The 1,448-nt window shown below is 72.7% G+C and carries 2 protein-coding genes and 1 pseudogene; 2 read left to right on the forward strand and 1 reads right to left on the reverse strand.

Annotated elements, in window-relative coordinates; all coding sequences use genetic code 11:
- Positions 1–215 (forward strand): annotated as a pseudogene (locus DBR36_RS16640) (GNAT family N-acetyltransferase); the annotation flags it as partial.
- Positions 216–255: 40 nt separating this feature from the next.
- On the forward strand, positions 256–636 hold the full coding sequence (locus tag DBR36_RS16645) for an RNA-binding S4 domain-containing protein (RefSeq protein ID WP_108320805.1): 381 nt from the start codon (positions 256–258) through the stop codon (positions 634–636).
- Positions 637–847: 211 nt separating this feature from the next.
- On the opposite strand, the gene DBR36_RS16650 is transcribed toward DBR36_RS16645, so the two are convergent.
- On the reverse strand, positions 848–1,448 hold a 601-nt coding region (locus DBR36_RS16650; RefSeq protein WP_258222947.1), incomplete at its 5' end, for an NTP pyrophosphohydrolase.

The raw sequence follows: 1,448 nt of genomic DNA on the forward strand, positions 1-1,448 counted from the left end.
GGCTCACGCGGTCCCTCCTCGATGCCGCGGTCTCGTTCGCCCGCGACGCCGGCGCACGCGTGGTCGAGGGCTACCCCCTCGACCCGACGGTGACGTCGAAGACGGCCAATCAGCTGTTCCGCGGCACGGTCGCCGTCTTCGAGGACGCCGGTTTCGAGATCGTCGATCGGCCGAAACCCGATCGCGCTCTGGTCGCCCTCTCACTCCGCGAGTGACACCCCGATCTACGATGGAGGTTCGCCCCAGGAGGACCCCATGACGGATGCCACCACCGCCCGCGTCGACGCGTGGCTCTGGGCGGTACGCGTCTACAAGACCCGCTCCGCCGCGACCACGGCTTGCCGCGCCGGACACGTCCGCGTCAACGGCGATCGCGCCAAGGCCGCCCAGCCCGTGCGCCCGGGCGACGAGCTGCGCGTGCGGATCCAGGGCTTCGACCGCATCCTCATCGTCAAGAAGACGATCGCCAAGCGCGTCGGCGCAGCCCTCGTCGCCGAAGCCCTCGACGACCGCACTCCCCCGCCGCCGTCGCGCGAGAGCATGCCCTTCGTCCCCGTCCGCGACCGCGGTGCGGGACGCCCCACCAAACGAGACCGCCGCGACATCGAGAAGCTCCGCGGCCGCGAACTCGGGTAAGCCCGCGGGCAGTCGTCTGCGGGGGTGAACCCGCAGCGGCCGTGGTCCGGCCGCATCCGCGCGAGGCAGGCCGCGCCGCGCACAAACTCCGCGATGCGCACAACCTCAGCGGCATCCCGCCCGATCCGACTGACTTTGCGCACATCACGGAGGTTATGCACCGCCGGTCCCTCCCCGTGCACCCGCGCCCGGCAGCACCGCCGCCCGAGCGTCAATCGAGCTGATCGAGCAGCCAGCGCGCCCCGCGCACGCTCGCGCCCAGGGCTTCGACGCGCTCCGCGAGCCCGCGATCGCTGGTCACGACCACCACCGGATCGTGCGCTGCGACGAGTTCCCGCGCGACCCCGACGATCTCGTCGTCGCCCTCGCCCGCCGCCTCGCGCACCTCGACGCCGGCCACCGCCGAAGCCGCCGACCGCGCCTGCCCCTCGAGCACGGCGACGAGCGACGGAAACCAGAAGGTGGCCGACAGGCCGAGGGCGTCGGCATCCATCCCCCGCTGAGACAAGGTCGACAACCGGGCGAGCAGGCGCCCGGCGGCTCCCGCGCGGTCCTTCCACCACCCGTCGGGCACGGCGCCCATCACGTTCGCGACGTCGACCACGATCGCCGGTCGCGTCGCCAGTGCCGCGCGGAGCGCCGGCCACGACGCGGCGAAGCCGGGGTGCAGCGGCAGCTCGTCGACACGATCGACGGCGACCCACTCGAGCGCGACGCTCTCGGGGTCGCTGATCACCGGCTCGAACGGCGTGGTCACATCGGCGACGAGGGTCGAGTACGACCAGATGCCCAGGTCGAGGACGCTCTCGAAC

The sequence above is a fragment of the Microbacterium sp. HMWF026 genome, from assembly GCF_003061325.1.
GTDB lineage: Bacteria > Actinomycetota > Actinomycetes > Actinomycetales > Microbacteriaceae > Microbacterium > Microbacterium testaceum_E.